The sequence below is a fragment of the Luteibacter jiangsuensis genome (assembly GCF_011742555.1).
In the GTDB taxonomy this organism is placed as follows: domain Bacteria; phylum Pseudomonadota; class Gammaproteobacteria; order Xanthomonadales; family Rhodanobacteraceae; genus Luteibacter; species Luteibacter jiangsuensis.
Window position 1 is genome coordinate 82,887 of sequence record NZ_JAAQQR010000005.1, and the last position, 23,787, is coordinate 106,673.

The window sequence follows — 23,787 nt, forward strand, 5'->3', positions numbered from 1 at the left end:
CTCGCGGGCCAGTGAGACGACACATCATACGCGTCTGGCTCAACGTTCTTTCACTTCAACGTATATCCCTCTCCGCATGTCGAAGGTCATGGGTCCCATCCGCCCTCGCACCAAATAGACTACAGCTGTAGTCAACATGACCGGGGTGACATGTGAACAGGCGGCTCATAGGGGCAATACTCGGAATCGCAGCAGCGGCAACCGTTGGGGCCACCGAGCGGAGCGCAGGCAACTCCGCCGCCGTGAACGCCCTGTTCAAGCCATGGCAGACACCTGGCAGCCCGGGTTGCGCCGTCTCTGTCACGAAAGCGCAGCAGCTCGTATTCGAGAGCGCCTACGGAAATGCTGTCGTCACCGACCACGTGCCCAACACGCCGTCCACGACCTTTCACATCGCGTCCGTCTCGAAGCAGTTCACGGCTTTCGCGATCTACCTTCTGCAAGCAGACGGCAAACTGTCGATCGAAGACAATGTTCGCAAGTACGTGCCCGAGTTGCACGACTTCGGCCGTTCGATCAGGATCGCCGACCTCCTTCATCACACCAGCGGCCTCCGCGACCAATGGAGCCTGCTAGCGCTGGCGGGGCGAAGACTGGAAGACACGATCGCCCAGGACGACGTGCTTCGTGCGATTTTCGCGCAGCGGGAGCTGAATTTTCCGACGGGTAGCCGCTTCGGTTATTCCAATTCCAACTACACGCTGCTTGCCCTGGTGGTGGAGCGGGTGTCAGGCCAATCCTTCGCTCGGTTCATGGCCAAACGCGTGTTCGAACCGTTAGGAATGACGGACACCTGGATCCAGGATGATTTTCGCGTTCTGCACAGCGGGCACGCCGAGCCGTACGGCCCCGGCCCAGGTGGCCTTCAACATCGTTCGCTCCCCTACTCCACGTATGGGGCGACCGGTGTCCAGACCAGTGTCGAAGACATGGCGCGCTGGGCCATGAACCTTGATCGGCCGAAGGTCGGCACGCGCGGCCTCGTCGAGGCCATGAAGGCCACCACGCGCGACGATGCCGGCCGGGCGGTCAACTACGCCTCGGGATTCGAAACGGCACGCTATCGCGGCGCCGCGACCATCGAACATAGCGGCACGGACCCTGGATACGTCGCCGACTTTCTCATGTTCCCGGCGCATCGTTTCGCGGTCACCGTTCTTTGCAATACCGAAGGACCGAATCCGATCGAACTCGCCCACGCCATCGCCGATATTTATCTGGGCGGCGTTCTCGCTCCGAAGACAGTTGTCGAGCACAAACCCGTCGTGCTGGATGCGAAGCATCTCGCAAGCTTCGCAGGAACCTACCAGGAAGAACCCGGCATCCTGTTCGCGGTAACTCTCCGTGACGGCAAGCTGTTCATGCAGGACCGCGATGCGTTGACAGCCTTCGGTGAGCGCGATTTCTTCCTGGCGAACGCGCCCGTGACATTCGGTTTTCCCGACGGGAACACGCTCGTCATCCATGAGCCGGACCATGACCGCGTCGCCAGACGCATCCCGACGGTGGCCGTTCCCGACCTCACGCCGGCAAACATGCAGGACTATGCTGGCGCTTATTACAGTCCGGAACTCAACGCGGTATACAACGTGGCGATTCGCGAGGGAGCGCTCTGGTTGAGCGGCCCGCTCGGCGACGCGGCGGTGCGGCAGCAGGCAGCGCCATTGCGCGAACCGGACGCGTTTTACACCGAATCCCTTGCCGGCGCGCTGCAGTTCCGCCGCGACGATCGACAGCGGGTCAGCGAATTCGCCTTGTCCAACGGCAGGGTCATCGGCCTGCGCTTCGTGAAATTACGCGATGGGTTGCCGGAGCTGGTGCATGACGATGCGCCGCCCAGAGTAAAGGCCTCGCCGTAACCCGGTATCAGATGTCGGTTACAAGTCCATTGAGATACAGAGGGCGGATAGGTACGCTTCGCCCTTATGCCCAAGTTGAAAAGCAACCAAGTCCTTGTCACCGTTGGCACCGCGTGTTCCGTGTCGGCCGTAGGTTCCACCGAGACCTATCAGGCGCTTGTCGCCGGATCGGAGGAATTTCTTCCCCTTGCCGCCTTCGACGCCGGACTCGTCTCGATCCCCGCCGATGCCGAAAGCGCCGCCCAGGGCTTGCGCTGGGCCTCCGGCGAACAGGCCGGCGAGCCGGTGAGCCTCGACGAGCTCGAACGCCAGCATGGCGATGCCTTGCGCGCGAACATCGGCATCCGCCGCCTGCCCCGCGTGGTCGAGCTCGCCCCCCGCGTGGCGACAGACATTGCCGCGCCCCTGCCGCACGACCTCGAATCCGGTGGTCTGCGCAGGCTGGCGGGCCTGCGCTACGAGGACATCCGCGCCTCGAAGCTGAAGGACATGCACGGGCTCTTCCAGGACGACCCGCTGCTCAGTCCCTCGTTGCAGGCACAGCTTTTTGCCTATGGCGCCCTGGGTGCGCTCGCGGGTCTTCCGCGCCCGTTGTCCGAGCTGGTGCCCGATCCGTTTGGATTCCGCATCGCGTCGGCCACCGCTTTCGGCGGTATGGACGCGCTGGCCCAATGGCTGAGGCCCGATGCCCCGCTGCCACCCGGCGGTATTCCGAAAGACACCTTTGCCGTGCGCCTGGCGCATTCCCTGGGCTCGCACGGGCCGGCACTGGTGTCCACCATGCTGGCTCCGAGCTACAGTATCAGCCGCGTGCTGAAGAATCCGGAGCTGCGCGAATCGCTGCGTTCCGACAACGTCGGCTTCATGCGCGTGCCGCAGACGCCGATGACCGCGGTGGGCGCCTGCGCATCCAGCCTCATCGCGCTCGCGGACATCGCGCCGCAGCTGCTGTTCGATTATCCGGGCTTCCAGAAGCCGCAGATGGCACTGCTCACGGCCGCCGACGCCGCCTTGCAGCCAAGCTACGGCATCCTCGAAGCCTTTGGCGGCGGGGCGTTGATGACCAGCGAGAAGCTGGCCGCGAAGAACGCCGCCCATGCCGATGGCAGCCAGCGCAGCGTGCACGATTCGCTCGCCCCGTTCGACATCGACGCCGACGGCACCGTCGTCGGCCATGGCGGTTCCGGGCTGCTCGTGACGACGCTGGACTTCGCGTTACGCAACAGGCTGGACATCACGTCCATCATCGTCGGTTGGGGCCAGAGCGCCGAGGCCGGCGGCAAGGCGCATTTCGCCGGCGTAGGTTTCGGTGGCGAGAACGCCCTGGTACAGGCTTTGGACATGGCCTTCCAGGGGCACGGCTACGGCGTCCAAGACTTCCAGTACCTTGCGGCACACGCCACCGGCACGCGCACCAACTCGAAAACCGACCTCGGCACAGCGTGGGCCGGTTTGAGCGGTGCAGCCGAGCGTCAGGGAGTCACCGGCGCGCTGCCGAAGCTTTTCGTCGGTACACCGAAAGCCGTCGGCGACGGTCACACCATGGGCGAAACCGGCCTGAAGGCGCTGTCGCAAGCGCTGCAGTTCGTGCTTGGCCGGCCCGCGCCGGGCGTCCCGACGCTGCGCCGGCTCGATCCCGATCTGGCCGACGTGGCGGCCCATTTCCATTTGCAGGCCGAGCCGTCGCCGGGCAACGCCGATGGCGGGGCCCTATGTGCCACGCAGGGGTTCGGCGGTTACAACGGCGCTGTCGCGCTGCGATCGGCCACGCCCGAAGCATTCGCGCGCTACGAGTGCGATCCTGGTGTCCTCGCGGCTTATCTCGACGCCTGGCCGGCTATTCGCAATGAACGCGAGCAGCGCGAGCGCTTGGCCCGGCGCAGCCCCAAGCTGGCCCTTGCGATGGCGGAAACGCATCGCTGGACCGGCCTGGAATAAGGTTTTCCCGAACAACTTGTGCTTGTTGTGGGAGCCGGCTACGCCGGCGATCCCGCGGCAGCGGGCAGTCTTGGCGACGCAATCCTCTGTAACGGAAAGGCGGACTGGCGATGAACCCGCCGGCCCGCCGTCTTCTCGTAGCACCTACATCAGACCTGCGCCTGGCCGCCGTCCACGAACAGCTGCACACCCGTGATGAAGCTGGCTTCGTCCGAGGCGAGGAACGACACCGCCTTCGCCACTTCGTCCGGCGTGCCGGTACGACCCAGCGGCGATACCGAACTCACCTGTTCCACATAGGCGGCGATCTGCTCGTCGGTGAATCCCAGCTCGTTCTTGTAGCCCGGGGTGACGATGACGCCCGGCGCGACGACGTTCACGCGGATGTCCCGCCCTTTCAGGTCCGTGGCCAGCGTGCGGGCCAGCGAGCGCACCGCTGCCTTGGTCGCGGCATACACGCCGAAGGCCGCCGGGCCCTGCACGGAAACCATCGAACCGTTGAGCACGATGGCCGAGCCGGGCCCCATCAGGCGCAGCGCATGCTGCACGGTGAACAGCGTGCCCTTCACGTTGATGTCGAAGTACTTGTCGAACTGTGCCTCGGTCACCTGGTCGAGCGGCGTGAATTCGCCGCCGCCCGCGTTGGCGAAGAGGATGTCGAGGCGGCCGCTCTGCTCGCGGATGCGCCCGAAAATGCGGTCGAGGTCGGCGGGCTTCGAGATGTCGCCTTGCAGCGGGGTCGCGCCAATGCGCTCGGCCACCTTGTTCAGCTCCTCTTCGCGGCGGCCGGTAATGTAGACGGTTCCGCCCTCTCGAATGAAACGCTCGGCAGCCGCCTCGCCCAGACCGGAGCTGCCGCCGGTAACGAGGATGATCTTGCCTGCATGGCGTGTGGTGTGGACGTTGCTCGTGTCTAGCGTATGCATGGTTCAATGCTCCGGATGGTGGATGAGGGAGGTGTTCCGACTTCCAATCTGGGGCCGGACCTGGCCGGATCATTCGGCACCTTGTGAGTTCTCAATTTCTAGAGAGAAACAATCGTGGAACGTCTTCTCGCCATGCAGCTCTTTGTCCGCGTCGTGGAAACGGGCACCTTTGCCCGGGCAGCCGCGAGCCTTCGCATCCCGACGTCGAGTGCGACGAAGCTCGTCCAGGCTCTGGAAGGCACCTTGGGCGTGCAGCTGCTCGAGCGCACCACGCGCCGCGTGTCCGTTACGGCGGAGGGCGCAGCGTATTACGAGCACGTGCGACGCATGCTCGAAGAACTCGACGATGTGGAAGCGCAACTCGGGCACCGCACACAGAGTCCGAAGGGCCTGCTCAGGGTCGATACCGGCGGGTCCGTCGCGGCGCAGCTGCTCATCCCCGGCCTTGTCGCCTTCCGTGCACGCTACCCGCTGATCCACCTGCAGATCGGCGTAACGGACCGCACCGTGGATCTGCCCAGCGAAGGCGTGGACTGCGCCATCCGCAGCACCGCCGACGACCCGCTACTGATCACGCGCAAGGTGGCCGAATTGCCCTGGACACTATGCGCCGCACCGTCGTATCTGGCCGAGCGAGGGCATCCTGCCGGTGTGGAGGATCTTTCGCGGCACGATCTCGTCGGATACTTCTCGGCACGCAGTGGCCGCCCTGCCCCGCTCTCGCTGCGCACGGCGGCAGGCCACGTCGAGAGGCTCGACTGGACGTATGCGCTCGAGGTCAACGAAAGCAACGCCCACGCCGCGGCGGCACGCCACGGCCTCGGCATCGTGCAGACGTTGCGGTTTCAGGTGGCCGATGAACTGGCAGACGGCCGGCTTGTGGAAATCCTTCCGGCACTGCAGCCGCCCCCGCTACCGGTGTACCTGGTCTATCCGCCCAGCCGGCGGAACAATGCACGCGTGCGCGCTTTCGTGGAATGGATACTCGACGACCTGCCGCGCCGCGCGGGAGTGGAACGGGCTTCCGTCGATGGCTTGCCGATCCTGCGGTGACAGGAAATCGTGCGTGGCATCCACAGCGCGCCGCCAAATTTCGACGACGCGCGCGCCATCGTCCGGAACGGATCTTCTTATCTCAATCATTCCCACAGTATAGGGAAGGAAAGATCAGTCCAGCGGCGTCAGTCCGGTGTTGATGGCACCGGCATAGGCCGCAGGCAGCGTCTGGCCGTTGTACGTCTTGCCGGCGACGTCGTCGTAGAGCCAGAGGAAGGCGCCGGTGATACCGCACTGGCTCTCCCAGCTGGCCACCGTGCTCTGTGCTCCGGGCACCGAAACGCCACCTGACACGCTCGTATCGGCCAGCCCGGGGTAGACGGGAATGCCGCCGAAATCCCAGCCCGAACACGGGTTGTTGCCCGAGCCGCCGGCGTACGTCTGCAGATGCACGCCGTCGATCGTGCCGGGACGCTGCTGGTTCACCTGCGCCACCACGTTCTTCCAATACGAGGGGTTCGCATACGGGTCGGGCATGACGTGGTAGCCGAGCTTGCCCAGCATGACGGAGAAACTCACCGTGGATGCCGTGTCGTAGCTGTTCTCGTCGTCCAGGTCGATCGCATCGATGGATGGAATGGCGGCCTTCAATGCCTGGAAGTTCCTGTAGAGCGTGCTTTGCGATCCGGTGCCGCCGCCCGCACCGGTGCTGTTCACCAGTGCCTTGATGTGCTGGAAATCGCCGATGTTCGAGGAGCCGATGCTGAAGGTGATGCGCTTCACGCCGGCCGACTTCAGGCTGGCCAGCGTGCTGGCGAATGCCGGATACGTCTGCGCGCCGATGTACTGGCCGTTGGAAACGAGCGGAAACTCGCCGTTGAAATTGAGGTCGCCATTGGCCAGAACCTCGACGCTCCACACGATCACTTCGTTGAAGCCCGATGGGCCGAGTTCGCTGATCGTCCGCGAGGGATTCTTGTAGATCGGCCCTCCGCCGAAGATGCCCGTGTATCCCGTGGAATCCGCCAGCGTCGCCGGCGAAGCAACGATGCCGGCCAAGGCAAGCGCGCAGCCGAGCATGATCTTGTTATGGGACGTCCAAACCGAATTCAGCATGGTGCATCTCTCCGGGGAGTGGGTGGTCGCCCATGCTCGCCACGGTGTCTGCGAATTGCTGTGATGCGCTCGGCAAATCGCCCTGCGCAGCAAGAACTTGCCGAATGCGTGCTAATGGCCCATGTACGCGGCGAGTTCGTCGGGGGTGCCTTTCGGAAACGCTTCCCTGAGATAGTCCAGAAACGCCGACACGCGCGCACTGAGCAGCCGGCGCGAGGGATAGAGAGCCCATAACGCGATCGGTGCTTCCACGTCGGCCCAGTGCACCAGCGAGCCTGACGCAAGGTCGGCGCTGACCAGCGACAACGGTAGCCGTGCGGCACCCACGCCGGCACGCGCGGCATCGCGCACCATCAGCAGCGACGACAGACCGAGCACCGGCTTTGTCATCAGGGTGACCGGGCCCGCTGCCGTGCTCACCTTCCACGTCTCGTCATTTTGCAAGGAGCCGCGCACGACCGCAGGCAAGACGGCGCCGTCGTTGGGCCGCGGCAGAGCCGGGCTCGCCACGACGACCAGTCTGTCGCGCAGGAAGATTCTTCCGACCAGTGTCGCGTCCGGATCGGGATTGACGCGAATGACGAGGTCGTACCCTTCTTCGATCATGTCGACCGGCCGATCCTCCACCGTGACTTCCAGTCGTACGTCCGGGTGCTTCAGCGCGAATCCCGCAGCGAGCTTTCCCATGGCGGTCTGCGAAAAAAGCAGGGGTGCACTGATGCGTAACCTGCCCCGCGCCGTCTGCCCGCCCGAGGCGATCGCTGCCGCCGTTTCCTCCAGTTCGGTAAGCAGCAGGCCGGCGCGCTCGTAGAGCGCGCGACCCTCCTCCGTGAGTTTGAGCGAACGCGCGCCGCGTTCGAACAGGCGCAGATCGAGATCGGCTTCCAGGTCGGCCACGCGCCGGGACAGCGTGGCCTTCGGCCGGCCGGACTCGCGGGCGGCCCTGCCGAAGCCCCCATGCCGGGCGACCAGGGTGAAATCGGCGAGTGCCGGGAGGTCCATAGGTGTCTCACTGGTGGGACGACGCGTCCAATACTAACGGCTATGCGTACGATTTTGGATCGATAGCATGGCAACACGTTCCAACCACCCCCCGGAGAATTGCCATGACCATCCTTGTTACCGGTGCCACCGGCCGCGTCGGCCGCCACGTCGTCGAGCAGCTCGTCCAGCGCGGCGCTCCCGTTCGCGTCCTGACCCGCGACCCGTCCAAGGTCGCCTTTCCCCCGGAAGTGGACGTCGCCAAGGGCGACCTCCTCGATCTGGACGCGATGCGGTCCGCGCTGCAAGGCGTCAGCACCCTGTTCCTGCTGAATGCCGTCACCGGCGACGAGTTCACGCAGGCGATCGTCACCCTCAACCTGGCACGCGAGGCCGGCATCGAACGCGTCGTGTACCTTTCGGTGATCCAAGCCGACCGCTTCGTGAATGTGCCGCACTTCGCCGTGAAGTACGGTGCAGAGCGGATGCTGGAGCAGATGGGCTTCGGCGCGACGATCCTGCGCCCCACCTATTTCATCGACAACGACCTCACGATCAAAGACGTGGTGCTGCAGCATGGGGTGTATCCGATGCCCATCGGCAGCAAGGGCGTCGCCATGGTCGATGCGCGGGACATCGCGGAAGTCGCCGCGCTGGAACTCATCCGCCGGCACGAAGCGCCTACGGCGCTTCCACTTGAAATCATCGATGTCGTCGGCCCCGACACGCTCACCGGCGAGGGCATCGCCGCGATCTGGTCCGACGCCCTGGGGCGCCCGGTCGCTTACGGCGGCGACGACCCCAGCGGGTTCGAACAGAATCTGGGCACGTTCATGCCGGCATGGATGGCGTACGAGATGCGCCTGATGGTCGAGCGTTACGTCGGCGACGGCACGATCCCCGAGGAAGGCGACGTCGAGCGGCTCACCGCGATGCTCGGTCGACCGCTGCATTCCTACCGTGGGTTCGTCTCGGAGATTGTGGCATAACGTCAGCGATGCACGACGACGTCCGCCACCGCACCATCGCCCTCCTCCTCGCGCTCGCGAAGGAGGAGGGTTACACGCTCACACCGCTGCCCGATGTGCGCCTGCTCCGGTCCGACAGGCCGTTGAGCCGCACGCCGGTGCTGTACGAGCCGGGCATCGTCGTCGTCGCGCAAGGGCGCAAGCGGGGCTTCCTCCATGACGAAGCGTTCGTGTACGACGACCAGCAGTACCTCGTGGTCTCCGTGCCCGTGCCTTTCACGATGGAGACGGATGCCTCGGCCGAGGAACCGCTGCTGGCCATCTATTTCCGACTCGACCACGCTGTAGCCGCGGCGCTCTGCCTGGAAATCGATGCACTGCAGGGTCCGTCTTCCGCCATCCCGCGGGGGCTCTATGCGTCGCCCATGGAAGACGCGCTCGCCACCTCCGTGCTACGCCTGCTCGAAGCCTTCGCCCACCCGACGGACGCCCACGTGCTCGGGCCCGCACTGGTCCGGGAAATCTATTACCGCGTGCTTTCCGGCGATCAGGGCGGTTCGCTGCGCGCTGCGTTGTCGCAGCAAGGCACGTTCGGCATGGTGGCACGCGCGCTCAATGCCATCCACGAGCGATACGCCGATGGCCTCTCCGTGGGCGACCTGGCGAGCGAGGCGAACATGAGCGTGCCCACCTTCCACGCGCATTTCCGCGCCATGACCGGCACATCGCCCATGCGCTACGTGCAATCCACCCGCCTTCACCAGGCCCGCCTGCTCATGCTTCGGCAACATGCGACGGCGGCATCGGCCGCCGCCGCCGTCGGTTACGAAAGCGCCTCGCAGTTCAGCCGCGAGTTCAAGCGATTGTTCGGGCGACCGCCCGGCGAGGAAGTGGAACGGATGAAGCGCCACTTCGCCATGCCGGAACACCTGGTGCCGTCGGGCTACGTGTCCTCGCATTGAACGAATGGCGATGCATCAGCCGTCGGTACTGCGGCTGAGTTCTTCCCAGGCGTCGATCTCCGCGGCAACAGCGGCCAGCTTGGCCCGCACGAGGGACAATGCGTCGCTCCCGAGCAGCAGGTGCGCCGGCGGCTCGGGCACCTGGGTAATGGCCAGGATAGCCTTGGCGGCCTTGCGTGGGTCGCCCAGTTGTTTTCCGCTCACTTCCTCGCGGGCGCGGCGAATAGGATCGAACAGCGCATCGTAGTCCGCAATGGTGCGCGGCGTACGCCGCATGGAACGACCGGCCCAATCCGTGCGGAAGCTGCCGGGCGCCACGGCGGTGACGTATACACCGAACGGGCGCAGCTCCTTGCCCAGTACCTCGCTCACACCTTCCAGCGCGAACTTGCTGCCGCAGTAATAGGCGATGCCGGGCATCGTGATGTAGCCGCCCATGGACGTGATGTTGACGATGTGGCCCCGCCGGCGTGCGCGAAAGAGCGGCACGAATGCCTTGGTCACGGCCACGGCGCCGAACACGTTCACGTCGAATTGCCGGCGCATCTCGTCGAGCGGCGATTCTTCGAGAATGCCTTCGTGACCGTAACCCGCATTGTTCACCAGCACGTCGACCGGCCCGAAGCGCGATTCCGCTTCGGCGACCACGCCCGGAATCGCATCGGTGTCCGTCACGTCGAGTGTCACGGCAAACGCTTCGCCGGGATTCGCGGCCAGGAAAGCTTGCCGCGATGCCTCGTTGCGCACCGTACCGATCACTCGGTGGCCGGCGCTCAGGGCCTCGGTAGCCAGTGCGGCGCCAAAGCCGCTGCTCACGCCCGTGATGAAAATCGTCTTCGCGTTCATGGATTGCCTCCTAATCGGGAATGAGGCAATCGTAAGAACCGCTCCGGTGGCATCCCATGGCCCAGGATATGTGCGTCTTGCCTGATCCTATGAGGCTTTGGCTGCCGCGCTCGTCCGCGGCGCAGGCGGTGCGAACGCGGGAACGTCGAACTTCGGCACCTCGAGAGTGATCTCCGACGGCAGGTCTTTCATCTCGCCGGTGCGCAGGAAGGCATGGACGGCCTTCTTCGTCGCGGGGTCGTTGCGCAGCTGGTAGAACGTGCCGTCGTGACCGCCGCGATGTACGACGATGCCGTGTCCCTTGGGGAAGTACGCCAGCTGCGTGAGCATGTTTTCCAGCGGCGTCGAGGTGTCCCAGTCGCCGTGTACCAGAAGCACGGGGATATCGCTGCGTGTGAACGCGCGGAAGGTATCGCCCATGTCCGGCGTCGGCCAGTCCTTCGCGGAGTCGATGTAGGGAACGAACCCACCGGTGCCGAGCATGGGCACGGCGGCATCGTTGCGCAGCTGGAATTCGCGCGCCGGCGACGAACCGAGGCTCGTATCGATCAGAGGTCCGATGAGCTTGTAGGGCTGGGCCTGCCGTTCCTCCAGGGCCGATGTCGCCCATGCGTCGTTGTGGCCGTAGTACAGCGACAGCAAGAATGCCGGCCACGATGCCGGATCGCTCGCTTCCTCAAGAAGCGCCGACTGGAAGTCCACCTGCCCCAGCACGATGGTCCGGTCGTGCCCGTCGCTTCCTTTCACCTTCACTCGCACGGGCTCCCTCGCGAACCGTTCCTCGAGCGTGCGGATGGCGGCCATCAATCCTCCCTTCGGGAGATAAGGCGTCAGGCCCGCGTCCTTGTCCGCGTCGAAGGCGATGCGCTCCATCGTGGCGAACAGCTGCGACGGCATGTCGTAGCCGTAGTCCAGCGGTTCGATGGCCGAGAGCACGGCCCGGGCGACAATCTCCGGGTGCAGCCGCATCACGGCAAAACTCCACTGCGAGCCGAAACTGCCGCCGAAAAGGCTGATGCGGTCGTATCCGAGCGCGCGCCGCAGATCGTTCACGTCTTCCGCGCAGGCGGCGATGGTGTAACCGCCAAGATCCTTGCCCGGATTCGCCTTCACGGCCGCTTTCGCGAGCGCCACGGTGGCGGCCGTTTGCGCCTCAATGCTGCTCGGGCGATCCAGCGGCATGGCCGGGGCGGTGATCTCCAGCCGTTCGCCGCGCAGGGTGTATCCACGCTGCTCGATCACCACCAGATCGCCGACATCGGCGTAACTCAACCATGAGTCCAACCGCGAACGCGCCGCGGGATTCTGGCCGTCGAACGCATCGAGCACGCTGAGACCCGGGCCACCCGGCAACCAGAACACCGGCGGTGCGCCAGTGGGTGCCTTCGCCTTCAGGCGCGCGAATCCGACTCCTATCAAGCGACTCGTGGGCGACTGGCGATTCTCCGGCACGTAGAGCGTGCCGATCTCATACGGAACGGTCGAGCCATCGGCTCTGCGTGCCACACCCTTCTCGATAACGACATCGCCGGCTTTCGGCGTCGCAGCATGGGCGGTCAAGGAGAAAAGCGCGCCGGCCAGGCAACTTACGAGTGCGGCGGCGATCGAACCGAGCGGACACCTGAACTGCATACGTCAGACTCCCCGGGCGAGGCGGCAAGCTTCTCCAGGGCATACCGCCGTGTCAACTGCGCGCCTTTTCAGGCAGACATGCCCGGTCCGTCCGAGGAAGCGAGACGCGCTGCCGCAGTGGCAATGGCCAATGCCAGCGCCGAGCGGTCGAACGGCTTGGAAAGCCGCGTGATATCGGGGCTCGCTTCGGAAAGCGCTTCCGCGTAGCCGGTGGCTACCACGATGGGCAGATCCGGTTGCAGCTTTCGCAATGCCTCCGCGAGTTCGGCGCCGGTAATGCCCGGCATGGAAAAGTCGGTGACGAGCAGATCGAATTGCCCCGGCGTCTCGAAGGCCACGATGGCGTGTCTGGCCGACTCAGCCGCAACCACCACGTGGCCCATGTCTTCCAGCATGGCGCAGAGGGTCTCGCGCACGAGGGAATCGTCGTCCACCGCGAGGATCTTCAGGGAGGGCCCCGATGCGAAGCCCTGCGGCGCGGAGGTAGTGCGCGTTCCGCCGTGGCCGGTGGGTCCTCCCTGTCGGGAAGCCACGGGGAAGCGCAGCGTTACGCTCGTGCCCTTACCTTCTTCGCTCTCGATCGAGAGGCGCCCATGCGACTGCTCTGCCAGGCCATGCACCATGGACAGTCCCAGCCCCGTGCCCTTGCCGACACCCTTGGTCGTGAAGAACGGGTCGGCGGCTCTCGCCAGGGTCTCCGGCGGCATGCCCTGCCCGTCGTCGGTCACGGAAAGGCTCACATAGCGGCCTTCCGCCAATCCCGAAGGATGCCCCGGAAGCACCGATTCCACGAAGGCAGAGATCTCGATGTTGCCGCCGGAAGGCATGGCGTCGCGGGCGTTGACCAGAAGGTTGAGCAGCGCCAGTTCGAGCTGGTGGGGATCCACCATCGCCGGCTCGAGCGACAGGGGGAAGCGAGTGGTCACCATGATGCGCGAGCCGAGCGTGGTCTTCGTCATCTCGCTCATCCCGTGCACCAACGCGGGGATGTCCACAGCTGTCGGGCGAAGTTCCTGGCGGCGGGCGAAGGCCAGCATGCGCTGGGTGAGCGATGCGCCCCGGCTCAATCCGGCCATCGCGGTCTCGAAGATGGACTGGGTACGCGCATCGTCCGGCAGGCGCCGGCGAAGCAATTCCAGGGCGCCCTGCACCGCCATCAACAGGTTGTTGAAGTCGTGCGCCATCCCGCCGGTAAGCTGGCCGATGGCTTCCATCTTCTGGGCCTGGAAAAGCGCCTCACGGGCCTGCTCCAGTTGCTGCGTGGCGGCGCGCTGTTCCGTGACGTCCCGCGTGATCTTCGCGAAGCCGACCAGCTCGCCCCGCTCGTCGAGGATACGGTCGATGACCACGTGGGCCCAAAAGCGGCTGCCGTCTTTGCGCACACGCCAGCCTTCGTCCTCGACACGCCCGGTATTGCTGGCAATGCTGAGGTTGCGATCCGGCACGCCGGCGGCCCGGTCTTCCTCTGTGTAGAACTGCGAGAAGTGCAAGCCGACGATCTCGTCCGGCTGGTATCCCTTGATGCGCTGTGCGCCGGGATTCCAGCTCGACACATGGCCGGTCGGATCGAGCATGTAGATGGCGTAGTCCGCCACGCCCTGCACGAGAATCCGAAACTGGGTTTCACTGGTGCTCAGGCGCTCGTCACCCGGCGCCGGGTCGCCGTTTGTATCGTTTCCGTTCAACGTTTTGTCCCACTGACGGTCGCGTGGCCACTCCTCGACGTATGAAGAGGCTGGCCAATCATTTGTGAAAGTCGTGTCAACCTTCGTCGCGGATCCGGCGGCCATGAATCTCGTCGAGAAAGGCCAGCATGACGCCATTGAACGACTGCGGACGCTGCAAGGGGGCGAAGTGGCCGACGCCCGGGAGAAGGACAAACCGGGCGCGGGGAACGCTCCGCGCAATGGCCTTGGCGTGGCCACGTTCGATGAACTCGTCGTGCTCGCCAAGCACGCTCCAGACCGGTACCGTGACATCTTCCAACTCGCTAGCGCCATAGCCAGGCTGGCTCGCCTGCATCAGCCCGAGGTCGTCGCGCATGGCGTCGAAGGCGTCCGGCAGGGGCGACAGCCTTGCATAGTCCCGCACATGGTGGTCGTACACGAGATCGATGAGAGCGGACGCCTGGAACGGCTTCACGCCGGTGCCGTCAACGTTGCAGGCGAAGAAGAACACACCCGCCGAACGTGCCGGTGTTTCGCGGGACAGCACCAGGGCGATATCCGCGCCGTCGCTCCAGCCGACGAACGCGGCCTTCGCGATCCCCAACGCGTCCATGACGGCGCGCGTGTCCGACGCCATGAGTTCATAGCTGTAAGGCCTGGCATCTCGCGTCGAACGACCCTGCCCACGGCTGTCGATCAGGACGGCGCGATAGCCGGCGTCGACAAGGGCAGGAACCTGATGCCCCCAATTGTCCGCATTTCCCAGCCCGCCGTGCAGCAGGACGACGGGAACACCCGCGCCGACGCTGGCGTACCAGATGCGTGCATTCTCGTTGACGACGAAGCCGCTCGACATGGACGCCGGCAGGGGCGGAATGCCATGCGCGGCGAAGTGCGTCAGGTCGTCGTCCTGGAACGGGGCTGCGTTCATTGCGAATCCGGCGCGTGGGTCCGTCCATCTTAGACGCCGCCGACGCCTCCCCGCACCGGCACCCTCACCAGGAACGCCAGCGTCGCGCCGTTCCACGACCGATGTCCTGCCCGAAATCACGCAGGTATCGGCACGCTCACATACGTGGCTCGCCGAACCAGCGCCGCGCCGCCGCCTCGGCGCCCGCAAGCGGGGTGCCGTGTTCGCCGGCCCACGCCACGATGCCGTCCGGGCGTACCAGAACACCGGCCAGTCCCAGCCCGTCCTTGACGTCACGGGCTGCGTACCGAATGCGGCGGCCCCACCGACTGGCCAGTTCCCTCGCCGGCGCGCGCAGGTCGAAGTCCAGCCATAGTCCCTGCCCGCCTTCGAGCAGCGCTCCGGTCGCCGTGCCGTCGGCGAACACGAAGTCGGGCACGCTGCGTCCCACCAGAGGATGGCTGCCGCCGAGGTCGTAGCGCAGCGACAGCCCCCAGACGCGCTCCGCGACGTAGGTCGCGCCGTCGCGTGTGCCGATCAGGTCGCGCATGATAGCTTCGAGCGCCCGTGATGCGGGGCTGGGCCGAATCAGGGCGACCTGGGCCCGCGACCAGTCGAGCACCTTCGCGCCGACGGGGTGCCTTTCGTGTTCGTAGGTGTCGAGCAGCCCCACAGGCGCGGTTCCGCGGAGAGTGGCGGCCAGCTTCCATCCCAGGTTCATGGCATCGCCGATGCCCAGGTTCAGTCCCTGCCCGCCCAGGGGAGAGTGGATGTGCGCCGCGTCGCCGGCCAGCAACACCCGGCCCGTCCTGTACCCGCTTGCCTGGCGGGCGCGATCCGTCCATGTCGTCGCCTGACGCACGGCGGTAACCGCCACGTCGGTTCCCGATACCCGTCGAAGCACCTCCTGCACATGTTCACGCGTCGGCGGCTGTCCACGATGGAAGGCGCCGCCGTCGAAATCCACCATGGCAACGGTGCCCGGCGGCGCGAAGGTATACATGCCCTGCGGCGTGTAAGTGCGCCCAGGACGCAGCATGCCGGGATCGTCGAGTTCCACGTCGAGGGAATACCCGGTGAACTCGGGCTCCGTACCCACGAAATCGAAACCGGCAAGCTTGCGAACCGCGCTGCGGCCGCCGTCGCACCCGACCAGACAGCGAGCGGCAATCGCCGCGCCTCCGGCCTGCACGGTCACGCCGTGCTCCGACTGCACCACACCCGTCACCTGGACACCCCGGCGGATGTCCACGCCCAGCGAAGCAGCCCGCTCCGCGAGCACGGACTCCAGCGATGCGATATCCGCCATCAGGTGGTAACCCGTGCGACCGGGCAGATGATGTCGCCAGCGCTCCGTGTCCACTTGATCGAGGAAGATGGGAATACCCGCAAAGTGCCCGCCGGAACGGCGTTCTTCACGCGCCCAGTGCGCGGACGCGCGAGTGGCCCCCGACTGCTCGTTCCCGCGTTGCGCCTGCTCCACGGCATCGAGCATGCCGCGTCGGTAGAACGCTTCGATGGTGGATATCGAGAGTCCCCGCATGCCGAGCGGCAGCCGCTTCAGTGGCGAGTGCGGGTCGGCGGCCTGCTCGAGAACGGTGATGGACAGACCGGCGAGGCCCAGTTCACAGGCAAGGAACAGGCCGACGGGACCGGCGCCGGCAACGACGACATCGATGGGATGGGAAGTATGGAAAGGCATGCATGGCTCCAGAGTCGAGATTCGACCGGAGCGTTCCTCGCATGCGAGACCCTCACGGACGAATGAAGGGGCGCCTGGGCGCCCGATATTCGTCGTGGGGGTCTGTGGCATGGGGCCAAAGACCAGAGCTTTCGTCACCGAAAGGACTTGGGCTTACCAAACCAAGTCTGCCTTTTCCGACGCGCGCAGATTAGCATGAGTCTTCCGCGCACGGCAGGCCCTCGCGCGGAAAGCGCGCCGGGAATTATGCTACGGCAATGATTCCCTTCTTCCCGCGTTGGATCTGGTCGTGGGCCGTCTTCCTGCCCCTGGTCGCCGGCAGCGTCAATGCCGCTGCGTTGCTGTCGTTGCATCACGGAGGAGTTACCCACCTCACCGGCATCTCCACCGAGGGAGCGATAGGCCTGGGTTCCGGGGATGTGGCGCTCCTGGTCCATGCCATCGGGGTCATCGCGCTGTTCACCGTCAGCTGCGCATTCAGCGCGTGGCTCGCGCGCGGCCCGCGCTGGATTCCCTCCCTATCCGCAGGTGCGCTTCTGCTCGCCGTGGCCGCGCTCCTGGTCGTGGCCAGTTCGGTACTGGCCAGCACGCCATGGCTTGGCGTGATGATCTGCGCCGCCGCCATGGGCCTGCAAAACGGCACGACGTCCCTGGTGACGGGTGCGGTGCTGCGCACCTCGCACCTCACGGGCATGTTCACCGATCTCGGCATTGCCCTCGGGCAGCGCGTGTGGCGCGGTCCGGTGGACCGCCGGCGCGTTGCCGTGTGTTTCACCGTCGTGGCGAGTTTCGTTTGCGGCGCCACGGGTGGAACGCTGCTCTACTTGCGCTGGCACGCCTTCGCGCTGATCGCCAGCGCGGTGGTGTCGGCCGGTGTGGGCATCCTCACGCTCGCGCTGGCGCGGCGGCATGCCACGCCTGTCGCACAGGGCGGTGCGTGACGCGCGGTGGTATGGTCGGTGCCCGCCATCACCACGAGAACCGCACCCCATGCCGAATCCATCCGCGTCGCTTCCGTTGCCCGAAACGCCCGAGCGCGTCCTTCGCTTCTGGCGGGACGCCGGCTACGACCGTTGGTTCGGCCATGACCCCGCTTTCGACGCCGTGTTCCGCGAGCATTTTCTCGCCGCGCACATGGCCGCGGCGCGCGGCGAACTGGATGCATGGCTCGACAGCGCGGACGGCTGCCTCGCGCTGCTGATCCTGCTCGACCAGTTTCCCCGCAACGCCTTTCGCGGCACGGCGCACATGTATGCCACCGATCCGCTCGCTCGATCCGTGGCGCGGCACATGCGCGAACGCGGCTTCGACACGAGCTTCGATACCAACATGCGCGCCTTCTGCTACATGCCCTTCGAGCACTCCGAAGACCCAGCCGATCAGGATCTCTCGGTCGAGCTCTTCGCAGCCTTGGGTGGCCCGTTCCCCGCGTATGCCGAAACCCACCGCGACATCATCCGTCGCTTCGGACGTTTCCCGCACCGGCATCGCCAGCTTGGCCGCGACATCACCGCGGAGGAACAACGCTACCTCGACGAGGGCGGCTTCGCCGGATGACGCGCGCGCACGCATGAAATTGCGAGGCCGGCACGTTCACGCGTGCACCATGCGCGATTGATCATCATCGGCGGTCCGACACCTCGACGGAGTCCGCGATGAGCAAGACAGTGGGAGATTTCCTCCTCGAACGCCTGAGCGAATGGCATGTCAGGCGTATCTACGGTTATCCCGGTGACGGCATCAACGGCATCATGGGTGCGATGGGCCGTGCGGCTGACCGCTTCGATTACATCCGCGTGCGCCATGAGGAAATGGCCGCCTTCATGGCCGGCGGGCACGCGAAGTTCACCGGCGAAGTCGGCGTCTGTCTGGCAACGTCGGGTCCCGGCGCCATCCACCTGCTCAACGGCCTCTACGACGCGCGGATGGACCACGTGCCCGTGGTCGCCATCGTCGGTCAGCAGGCGCGCTCCGCCCTGGGCAGCGATTACCAGCAGGAAGTGGACCTGCATGTCCTCTTCAAGGACGTATGCAGCTACGTCGAGACGGTGGTCAGCCCGGCCCAGTTGCGGCATGTGGTGGATCGCGCGTTCCGCATCGCCAAGGCCGAGCGCGCCGTCACCTGCATCATCGTGCCGAACGACCTGCAGGAAATGCCCGCCGTGCCCAGTCCGCCGCGCGCGCATGGCAATGTCTATTCGGGGGTGGGTGACGCATCCCCGCATCCATTCCCGTCGGACGACGAACTGCAGCGCGCCGCCGATGTGCTCAACGCCGGTTCGCGCCCGGCCATCCTTATCGGCGCGGGCGCCCTGGGTGCCGGCAAGGAAGTGATCGCCGTCGCCGAGAAGCTGCAGGCGGGCGTGGCGAAGGCGCTTCTAGGCAAGGCGGCTCTCGCCGACGATCTGCCCTTCGTCACCGGCTCGATCGGTCTGCTCGGCACGAAGCCGAGCTGGGAGATGATGGACCATTGCGACACGCTCCTGATGATCGGCACGACGTTCCCCTATTCGGAATTCCTGCCGGAGGACGGCAAGGCGCGCGCAGTGCAGATCGACATCTCGCCGCGCAACGTGTCGATGCGCTATCCGACGGAGGTGAACCTGATCGGCGACAGTGCCGCGGTATTGCGCAAGCTGCTGCCACTGCTGAAGCAACGGACCGACACGGAATGGCGCGAGCGCATCGAAGTGAACGTCCGCAAATGGTGGCGGGCCCTCGAACTCAAGGCCATGCAGCCTGCCTCTCCCATCAATCCGCAGCGCGTCTTCTGGGAATTGTCGTCCGCCCTGCCTGACCGAACGATCGTCACCGGCGACAGCGGATCGCACACCAACTGGTTCGCGCGCGACATGAAGTTGCGCGAAGGCATGATGGCCTCCGTGTCGGGCAAGCTCGCGACGATGGGCAGCGGCGTGCCGTATGCCATCGCCGCCAAGATGGCCCACCCGGACCGCCATGTGCTCGCGGTGGTTGGCGACGGCGCCATGCAGATGAACGGGAACGCCGAGCTGGTCACCGTCAAGCAGTACTGGAAGCGCTGGTCCAACCCCAACTTCGTCGTCATGGTGCTGGTGAACAACGACCTGAACCAGGTGACGTGGGAGCAGCGTGCCTTGGCCGGCGATCCTAAATTCGCCGCGGCGCAGGACGTGGAACCCTTCCCCTACGCACGCTACGGCGAGATGCTGGGCTTCAAGGGCATTCGCGTGGAACGCCCCGAGGACATCCTGGATGCCTGGCGGGAGGCGTTCAATGCTCCCTGCCCGGTCGTCATCGAGTTCGTGACCGACCCGGATGTGCCGCCCCTGCCGCCGCACATCACGTTCGCCCAGGCGAAGGCGTTCATGTCGGCATTGGCCAAACGCGATCCCGATGCGCCCGGAATGATCCGTCAGGCACTGAGGGAGATATGGGCAGGGCTCGGCGCCTGAGCGGGTACTCGTATTTCCCCTAGGCAGCGGGGCGGGTGATGCCTCATAATGCGACCGGTTCGCATTTGCATTCGCATTCGGGCATCGCCCACTGGACTCCTGATGGCCCCCAAGCCGCCCCGCACCGCTTTCCTATCCCATGCCATTCGCGCCGCGCTCGCCGGCGGCCTGATCCTTGCCGGCGCCGCCCATGCCGGCGACGACGCCTCGGCACCTGACCCCCAGCAGTCGAAGGGGCGCGACAACACCACGACCCTGTCGGGCGTGCAGGTGGAAGCCAACGTCGCGCCGCCTACCGCCGAATTCGCGGGCGGCCAGGTGGCTCGCGGCGGTCGCTTCGGCGTGCTGGGCAACCAGGATGCGATGAACGTTCCGTTCGCCATCACCAGCTATACCGACACCCTGATCCGCAACCAGCAGGCCCGCACGCTCGGCGACGTCGTCTCCAACGATCCCGCGGTGCGCACCGGCTTCGGATTCGGCAACTTCTCGCAGACCTTCACCATCCGCGGCTTCCAGGTGTACAGCGACGACATCGCGTTCGACGGCCTGTACGGGCTCCTGCCCCGCCAGCTCCTGGCGCCGGAGTTGATCAGCCGCGTGGAAGTCTTCAAGGGTGCCAGCGCGTTCCTCAACGGGATCAGTCCCGGCGGCTCGGGCGTCGGCGGCAACATCAATATCGCGCCCAAGCGCGCCGAAAGCACGCCCATCACCCGGGTCGGGCTCGATTGGGGCGGCGACAGCCAAGTGGGTGGCAGCGTCGACATCGGCCGCCGCTTCGGCGCGAACGATGCCTTCGGCATCCGCGTGAACGCCGTGCACCGCGACGGCAACACCGCCATCGACGGCGAGCAGCGTCGTGTCACCGCGGCTTCGGTGGCGTTCGATTACCGGGGCGACAGGCTTCGCGTCACCACGGACGTGGGGTACCAGAAGCAGGTGATCACCGGCGGCCGCGCGGTGGTGTACACCACGGGCATCACCTCCGTGCCGCGGGCCCCTTCGGCAAAAACGAACTACGCCCAGCCATGGTCCAACTCCTCGCTGGAAGACACGTTCGGCGTGGTCCGTGCGGAATACGACATCGCCCCCTGGCTCACCGGCTATGTCGCCGCGGGCGCCCATCACGGCAACGAATTCGGCGACTACGTCAGCCCTTCCCTGCTTGATCGCGCCGGCAATGCCACGGAAACGCGGTTCACGGTGCCGTACATCGCGGACACGGCCACGGGGGAAGCGGGCTTCAACGCGTTCTTCGACACCGGTGCGGTAAGCCATCGCCTCAACGTCGGCTTCTCCGCCCTCACCTTCCGCAAGAAGGCGGCCTACGCGGGCTCGCTGGACCCCATCCACACCAATCTGTACGCGCCGTCGTACGTGCCCGTTCCGGACTTCGCCTATAACGTGGGCCCTATCTCCGATCCCGGCGTGACCGGCCGCAACCAGCTGCGCAGCGTCGCGGTGTCCGACACGCTCGGCCTGCTGGACGGTGCCCTGGAGGTAACCCTGGGCGCACGCCGGCAGAAGCTGCACACCGTGGGGTACAACTACGCAATAGATGGCGTCGACGGCGCGAAGAACTCCGAATACGAGCGCTACGCCACCAGCCCGGTCGTCGGCGTGAATTACCGCTTTGCCGATCAGTGGTCGGTCTACGCCAACCATATCGAAGCACTGACGCAGGGCGATCAGGCGCCGGCCACGTTCAACAACATTCCGGTGACCAACGCCGGACAGGTGTTCGCGCCCTACAAGTCCAAGCAGAACGAGATCGGCGTGAAGTGGGACGCCGGCACGGTGGGCAGCGCGCTTGCGCTGTACCAGATCAAGCAGCCCAGCGCCTATGTCGATTCATCGAACACCTATGTGGTTGACGGCGAGCAGCGCAATCGCGGTATCGAATGGAGCTTCTTCGGCCAGCCCGTGCAGGGGCTGCGTATCCTGGGCGGCGCGAACTACATCCGCCCGGAGCTGGTGAAGACGCAGGGTGGCGGCAACGACGGGAACGACGCCATCGGCGTGCCGCGATTCCAGGCGAACGCCGGCGTCGAATGGGACATCCCCCATTCGCCCGATATCACCCTCAGTGCCCGCGCGGTGCGCACCGGCCACCAGTACCTCGACGCCGCGAACGACCTGAAAGTGCCCGCGTGGACCACCTACGACATCGGCGCGCGCACCACCGCCCAACTCGAAGGCGTGCCCGTCACGTTCCGCCTCACGGTGCAGAACGTGGCGAACAAGGGCTACTGGGCTTCGGCCAACGGCGGGTACCTCACGCAAGGCACGCCCCGCACGTTCTACGTGTCGGCAACGTTCGATCTCTGACGCCGGGGTCGCACGAGGCGGTCGGCTGCGCACGTCAGTGCGGGTCGCCGCCGCCGATGGCCTTGCACACGGCGACGTAGCGCATGGCGAGTTGCGCGTCGCTATCGGCCTTGTCACCGCGGGCCCCCAGCAGGCTGCGCTGCGCATCGAGCGCCTCGATGTAGTTCGATTCGCCGTGTCTGTAGCGCGCATCGGCGAGCGTATCGGCGTCTGCGGCCAGGCGTTCGCGCTCGGCGAGGCGTTCGTTACGCTGCCGCTCCGCGGCATAGGCGTTCAGGGCACTGTCGATGTCGGTCCAGGCGCGTAGCACGGTCTGCTGGAACGCGACGGCCGCCTCCTGCTGTTCCAGTTTGCGCAGGCTCAGCACGCTTCGCCGGCGGCCCATGTCGAACACCGGAAGGTCGAGTCGCGGCCCGATCGACCACTGGCGGCTTCCCCAGTCGCCGAAGTCGCCGGTATGCAGGGACTGGAAGGCGAAGCCGGCGCCGAGCGTGATACGGGGGTAGAAGTCCGCGACGGCGACGCCGACGTTCGCCGTGGCGGCGTGGAGGCGGGCTTCGGCCTGCCGGATGTCGGGCCGCCTGCGGGCCACCTCGGAAGGAAGGCCGAGGGCGAGGTCGGGAAGCGCCCGCGACGTTTCGCCGTTTTCCGGGGCGGCAAGCATCGCCTGCAGGCTGCCTGGTGGCTGCCCCAGCAGCAGCGACAGCGCGTCCAATGTATCCGCCTCGCGCTCAAGCAACGGAGGCAACCGCGCCTGGAGGTCGGCGAGCAGCGCCCGCTGACGCGTCGTATCGAGATCGCTGGACATGCCACCGTCCGTCCTCGCCTTCATGAGGTCGAAGCGTTCGGTGGCGGCGCCGATGTCCTGCCGTGCCAGCGCGATCCGCCGTTGCAGGCCCCGCCATTCGACATAGCGCGCCGCGACCTCGGCCGCCACGTCGAGGCGTACCCCGTCGAAGAGCGCGCCGGCCTCGTCGACGCCGGCATCCGCCGCTTCGACCGAGCGGCGCACCCTTCCCCAGAAGTCGGGTTCCCAGGAGGCATCGAAGCCCGCTTCATAGATGTCGAACGGCTGGCTGAGGAGTTCGACCAGCGACTTGCGGCGGTCCGCCGGAGCGAGCACGTTGATCGTGCGGCTCGTCGCGCCGTTCTCGCTGGGGCGCTGCCGCTGCCCGCTGGCGGTCAGATCGACACGCGGACCCCACGATGCGGACGCCGCGCGCCGGCGCTCCCGGCTCTGGGCGAAGCGGAGCGCCGCGGTCCTGAGGTCCGGGCTCGCCGATGCGGCACGTGCTTCCAGTTCGTCCAGCGTGGGATCGCCGAGCGACTTCCACCATTCGTTCGAGGGTTTTGCCTCGCCGGCGGAAGGCAGGGGCTCGTGCAGCGACGCATCGCCCGCCCGTGCGGCCGTCCAGTTCGCGGGGGCGTCGGTACGCGGCGCCTTGAAGTCCGGGCCGACCACGCACCCGGCGAGCGCGACGGCGGCCAGGACGGAAAGCGAGATGACGACGAGGGTTCGCAT

General features: G+C 66.0%; 18 protein-coding genes and 2 pseudogenes. 9 read left to right on the forward strand and 11 right to left on the reverse strand.

What is annotated here, in order from left to right; genetic code table 11:
* Positions 1-242: 242 nt before the first annotated feature.
* Positions 243-1,859 carry a serine hydrolase gene (locus HBF26_RS12400; protein ID WP_167126803.1) on the forward strand — a complete coding sequence of 539 codons (1,617 nt, stop codon included), beginning with the start codon at positions 243-245 and terminating at the stop codon, positions 1,857-1,859.
* Between the two features lie 120 nt (positions 1,860-1,979).
* A complete protein-coding gene (locus HBF26_RS12405) occupies positions 1,980-3,797 on the forward strand; it encodes a beta-ketoacyl-[acyl-carrier-protein] synthase family protein (protein ID WP_167126806.1) in 1,818 nt (605 codons plus the stop codon).
* Positions 3,798-3,946: 149 nt separating this feature from the next.
* Here the strand turns inward: HBF26_RS12405 and HBF26_RS12410 are convergent, their stop codons facing one another.
* Complete coding sequence (locus HBF26_RS12410) at positions 3,947-4,723, reverse strand: SDR family NAD(P)-dependent oxidoreductase (protein WP_167126809.1); 777 nt, start codon at positions 4,721-4,723, stop codon at positions 3,947-3,949.
* A 114-nt stretch (positions 4,724-4,837) separates the two neighbouring features.
* Here HBF26_RS12410 and HBF26_RS12415 point away from each other — a divergent pair, with 114 nt between their 5' ends.
* The gene (locus HBF26_RS12415; RefSeq protein ID WP_167126811.1) at positions 4,838-5,776 is read left to right on the forward strand and encodes a LysR substrate-binding domain-containing protein; all 939 of its coding nucleotides are present in this window, start codon (positions 4,838-4,840) and stop codon (positions 5,774-5,776) included.
* Here the strand turns inward: HBF26_RS12415 and HBF26_RS19875 are convergent.
* The 3 genes and pseudogenes from HBF26_RS19875 to HBF26_RS12430 all read right to left on the reverse strand — a co-directional run.
* A pseudogene (locus HBF26_RS19875) lies at positions 5,750-5,866 on the reverse strand (acetyltransferase); the annotation flags it as partial. The gene HBF26_RS12415 and the pseudogene HBF26_RS19875 sit on opposite strands and share 27 nt — an antisense overlap.
* Before the next feature lie 24 nt (positions 5,867-5,890).
* Positions 5,891-6,835 carry a hypothetical protein gene (locus tag HBF26_RS12425; RefSeq protein ID WP_167126814.1) on the reverse strand — a complete coding sequence of 315 codons (945 nt, stop codon included), beginning with the start codon at positions 6,833-6,835 and terminating at the stop codon, positions 5,891-5,893.
* Between the two features lie 111 nt (positions 6,836-6,946).
* The gene (locus HBF26_RS12430; protein WP_167126817.1) at positions 6,947-7,837 is read right to left on the reverse strand and encodes a LysR family transcriptional regulator; all 891 of its coding nucleotides are present in this window, start codon (positions 7,835-7,837) and stop codon (positions 6,947-6,949) included.
* Between the two features lie 104 nt (positions 7,838-7,941).
* Here HBF26_RS12430 and HBF26_RS12435 point away from each other — a divergent pair, with 104 nt between their 5' ends.
* Together HBF26_RS12435 and HBF26_RS12440 are read left to right on the forward strand one after the other, a co-directional pair.
* On the forward strand, positions 7,942-8,805 hold the full coding sequence (locus HBF26_RS12435; RefSeq protein ID WP_167126821.1) for an SDR family oxidoreductase: 864 nt from the start codon (positions 7,942-7,944) through the stop codon (positions 8,803-8,805).
* Positions 8,806-8,813: 8 nt separating this feature from the next.
* Positions 8,814-9,746, forward strand: a complete 933-nt coding sequence (locus HBF26_RS12440; RefSeq protein ID WP_167126824.1) for an AraC family transcriptional regulator — start codon at positions 8,814-8,816, stop codon at positions 9,744-9,746.
* A gap of 15 nt (positions 9,747-9,761) precedes the next feature.
* Here the strand turns inward: HBF26_RS12440 and HBF26_RS12445 are convergent, their stop codons facing one another.
* The 6 genes and pseudogenes from HBF26_RS12445 to HBF26_RS12465 form a co-directional block, all read right to left on the reverse strand.
* Positions 9,762-10,592 carry an oxidoreductase gene (locus tag HBF26_RS12445; protein WP_167126827.1) on the reverse strand — a complete coding sequence of 277 codons (831 nt, stop codon included), beginning with the start codon at positions 10,590-10,592 and terminating at the stop codon, positions 9,762-9,764.
* Positions 10,593-10,679: 87 nt separating this feature from the next.
* Complete coding sequence (locus HBF26_RS12450; RefSeq protein ID WP_205287632.1) at positions 10,680-12,098, reverse strand: alpha/beta fold hydrolase; 1,419 nt, start codon at positions 12,096-12,098, stop codon at positions 10,680-10,682.
* 194 nt (positions 12,099-12,292) lie between these two features.
* Positions 12,293-12,757: a response regulator gene (locus tag HBF26_RS19955; RefSeq protein ID WP_425482996.1), complete on the reverse strand. Its 465-nt coding sequence runs from the start codon at positions 12,755-12,757 to the stop codon at positions 12,293-12,295.
* Positions 12,758-13,861, reverse strand: a pseudogene (locus HBF26_RS12455) (PAS domain-containing hybrid sensor histidine kinase/response regulator family protein); the annotation flags it as partial.
* 124 nt (positions 13,862-13,985) lie between these two features.
* On the reverse strand, positions 13,986-14,822 hold the full coding sequence (locus tag HBF26_RS12460; RefSeq protein WP_167126836.1) for an alpha/beta fold hydrolase: 837 nt from the start codon (positions 14,820-14,822) through the stop codon (positions 13,986-13,988).
* A 136-nt stretch (positions 14,823-14,958) separates the two neighbouring features.
* Entirely contained in the window at positions 14,959-16,503 is a 1,545-nt protein-coding gene (locus HBF26_RS12465; RefSeq protein ID WP_167126839.1) for an FAD-dependent oxidoreductase, read from the reverse strand.
* A 257-nt stretch (positions 16,504-16,760) separates the two neighbouring features.
* Here HBF26_RS12465 and HBF26_RS12470 point away from each other — a divergent pair, with 257 nt between their 5' ends.
* From HBF26_RS12470 to HBF26_RS12485, 4 genes are all read left to right on the forward strand, one after another.
* The gene (locus HBF26_RS12470) at positions 16,761-17,444 is read left to right on the forward strand and encodes a YoaK family protein (protein ID WP_167126842.1); all 684 of its coding nucleotides are present in this window, start codon (positions 16,761-16,763) and stop codon (positions 17,442-17,444) included.
* Between the two features lie 49 nt (positions 17,445-17,493).
* Complete coding sequence (locus tag HBF26_RS12475) at positions 17,494-18,060, forward strand: DUF924 family protein (protein ID WP_167126845.1); 567 nt, start codon at positions 17,494-17,496, stop codon at positions 18,058-18,060.
* A gap of 98 nt (positions 18,061-18,158) precedes the next feature.
* A complete protein-coding gene (locus HBF26_RS12480) occupies positions 18,159-19,937 on the forward strand; it encodes a thiamine pyrophosphate-requiring protein (RefSeq protein ID WP_167126848.1) in 1,779 nt (592 codons plus the stop codon).
* 102 nt (positions 19,938-20,039) lie between these two features.
* Positions 20,040-22,265, forward strand: a complete 2,226-nt coding sequence (locus HBF26_RS12485) for a TonB-dependent receptor (protein WP_167126851.1) — start codon at positions 20,040-20,042, stop codon at positions 22,263-22,265.
* A 34-nt stretch (positions 22,266-22,299) separates the two neighbouring features.
* Here the strand turns inward: HBF26_RS12485 and HBF26_RS12490 are convergent, their stop codons facing one another.
* Positions 22,300-23,787: an efflux transporter outer membrane subunit gene (locus tag HBF26_RS12490; protein ID WP_167126854.1), complete on the reverse strand. Its 1,488-nt coding sequence runs from the start codon at positions 23,785-23,787 to the stop codon at positions 22,300-22,302.